Here is a 2,234-nt window from a genome sequence, read left to right as displayed (position 1 = left end):
GTGCTCGTCGCCGATGGCGCCACCGTCGAGCCGGGCGACGCCGTCGTCGCGATCGAGGCCATGAAGATGGAGCACCGCGTGCTGGCCACCCTCGGCGGTGTCGTCCGGCTCGCCGCAGCGACGGGCGACCTCGTCTCGCGCGACCAGGTCGTCGCCCGCATCGAGCCGCACCACGCGGCATCCGACCCCACGCCTTCGAGCGGCCCCCACGAGGGCACCGCTCCCGTCGCATCCCACCAGGAATGAGGAATCCCATGCACGACCTGACCGACGAGGAACAGCAGCTCTACGACATGGTCTGCGAGTTCGCGGACACGGTGGTCGCCCCGCAGTCCTACGAAGCCGACCGCACCCACACCCTGTCGATGGACGTCGTCGCCCAGATGGGCGAGCTCGGCCTCTTCGGCCTCCCGTTCCCCGAGGAGGTCGGCGGCCAGGGCGGCGACTACATGGCGCTCTGCCTCGCGATCGAGGCCCTCGCCCGCGTCGACCAGTCGATCGCGATCACCCTCGAGGCCGCCGTGGGCCTGGGCGCCATGCCGATCTACCGGCACGGCACCGAGGAGCAGAAGGCCGAGTACCTGCCCGACCTCGTCGCCGGGCGCGCGCTCGGCGGCTTCGGCCTGACCGAGTCCGAGGCCGGATCCGACGCCGGAGCGACCCGCACGACGGCCGTGCTCGACGGCGACGAGTGGGTCATCAACGGCTCGAAGCAGTTCATCACCAACTCGGGCACGCCGATCACCAGGTTCGTCACCGTCACCGCCGTGACGGGCGAGCGGACGCGCCCCGACGGCTCGGTCTCGAAGGAGCTGTCGACGATCATCGTGCCGAACGGCACTCCCGGCTTCACCGTCGCACCCGGCTACGACAAGTCGGGTTGGCGCGCATCGGACACCCACCCGCTCACGTTCGACGACGTGCGCGTCCCCGCCTCCAACCTGCTCGGGGAACGCGGCCGCGGCTTCGCCAACTTCCTCCGCACGCTCGACGAGGGCCGCATCGCGATCGCGGCGCTCGCGACCGGTGTCGCGCAGGGCTGCCTCGACGAGGCGCTCAGCTACGCGAAGACCCGCAACGTCTTCGGCGTGCCGATCGCGTCGCACCAGTACGTCGCGTTCACCATCGCCCAGATGCAGGCCCGCGTCTACACCGCCCGCCTCGCCTGGCAGGACGCCGCCCGGCGCCTCGACGCCGGCCGCCCGTTCAAGAAGGAGGCCGCGATGGCCAAGCTCGTCTCGAGCGACGCGGCCATGCTCAACTCCCGCGATGCCACCCAGGTCTTCGGCGGCATGGGCTTCATGAACGAGAGCCTCGTGGCGAGGCACTACCGTGACTCGAAGATCCTCGAGATCGGCGAGGGCACGAACGAGGTGCAGCTCATGGTCATCGCACGCGAGCTGGGCATCGGCTAGGAGGTCGCCATGACGGATGCCCCGATGCGCGAGGTGGTGCAGCGCGGACTCTGGTTCGAGGAGTTCGAGGAGGGCGTGCGCTACCTGCACCGCCCCGGACGCACCGTGACCGAAGCCGACAACGTGCTGTTCACGACGTTGACGATGAACCCGCAGCCGCTGCACCTCGACGCGGCCTGGTCGGCCGAGCAGCCGTTCGGCCAGCGGCTCGTCAACTCGCTGTTCACCCTCTCCACGCTGGTGGGGCAGTCGGTGGGCCAGCTCACCCAGGGCACCCTCGTCGCGAACCTCGGCTTCGGCGCGGTCGCGTTCCCCGCTCCCGTGTTCGTCGGCGACACGCTGTACGGCGAGAGCGTCGTCGCATCCAAGCGCGAGTCGGCGTCCCGGCCCGGCCAGGGTGTCGTGGTGCTCGAGCACACGGCGCGCAACCAGGACGGCGTCGTCGTGGCGACCGCGTCGCGCACCATGCTGGTGTGGACGCGCGACGCGGGGGAGCGGCAGTCGTCCGCGGGCCGAGCCGATCGCGGCGCCTCGCCCTCCGCAGCGGGGGAGACCCGCGGATGACGCATCCGGCGTTCCGCTTCGGCCCGGCCCTGCTCTTCTGCCCGGCCGACCGGCCGGACCGCTACGAGAAGGCCGCCGAGAGGGCCGACGCGGTCATCCTCGACCTGGAGGACGCCGTCGCCGAGGACGCGAAGCGGGCGGCGCGCGACGCGCTCGTCGCCTCGACGCTCGACCCCGAGCGGGTCATCGTGCGGCTCAACCCGGCGTCGAGCCCCCACTTCGGCGACGACCTCGCCGCGCCCGCCGCGACGGCGT

At 71.7% G+C, this 2,234-nt stretch carries 4 protein-coding genes; all 4 read left to right on the top strand.

Features of this window, described 5'->3' with window-relative positions; all coding sequences use genetic code 11:
* On the top strand, nt 1-246 hold a 246-nt coding region (locus GH736_RS21485), incomplete at its 5' end, for an acetyl-CoA carboxylase biotin carboxyl carrier protein subunit (protein WP_162529590.1).
* A gap of 8 nt (nt 247-254) precedes the next feature.
* Entirely contained in the window at nt 255-1,415 is a 1,161-nt protein-coding gene (locus GH736_RS21480) for an acyl-CoA dehydrogenase family protein (protein ID WP_235934609.1), read from the top strand.
* Between the two features lie 9 nt (nt 1,416-1,424).
* Nucleotides 1,425-1,979 carry a MaoC family dehydratase gene (locus GH736_RS21475; RefSeq protein WP_159606925.1) on the top strand — a complete coding sequence of 185 codons (555 nt, stop codon included), beginning with the start codon at nt 1,425-1,427 and terminating at the stop codon, nt 1,977-1,979.
* Nucleotides 1,976-2,234 (top strand): aldolase/citrate lyase family protein (locus GH736_RS21470; RefSeq protein WP_235934607.1); only part of this gene is annotated, 259 nt, incomplete at its 3' end. The genes GH736_RS21475 and GH736_RS21470, both read left to right, overlap by 4 nt.

This window comes from Agromyces humi (assembly GCF_009720255.1).
Taxonomy (GTDB): domain Bacteria; phylum Actinomycetota; class Actinomycetes; order Actinomycetales; family Microbacteriaceae; genus Agromyces; species Agromyces humi.
This window is presented reverse-complemented; position numbering and strand designations above follow the sequence as displayed.

Coding starts and splice junctions, on each gene's coding strand:
- GH736_RS21480 (WP_235934609.1), top strand. CDS start 255: ATGCACGACCTGACCGACGAGGAACAGCAGCTCTACGACATGGTCTGC.
- GH736_RS21475 (WP_159606925.1), top strand. CDS start 1,425: ATGACGGATGCCCCGATGCGCGAGGTGGTGCAGCGCGGACTCTGGTTC.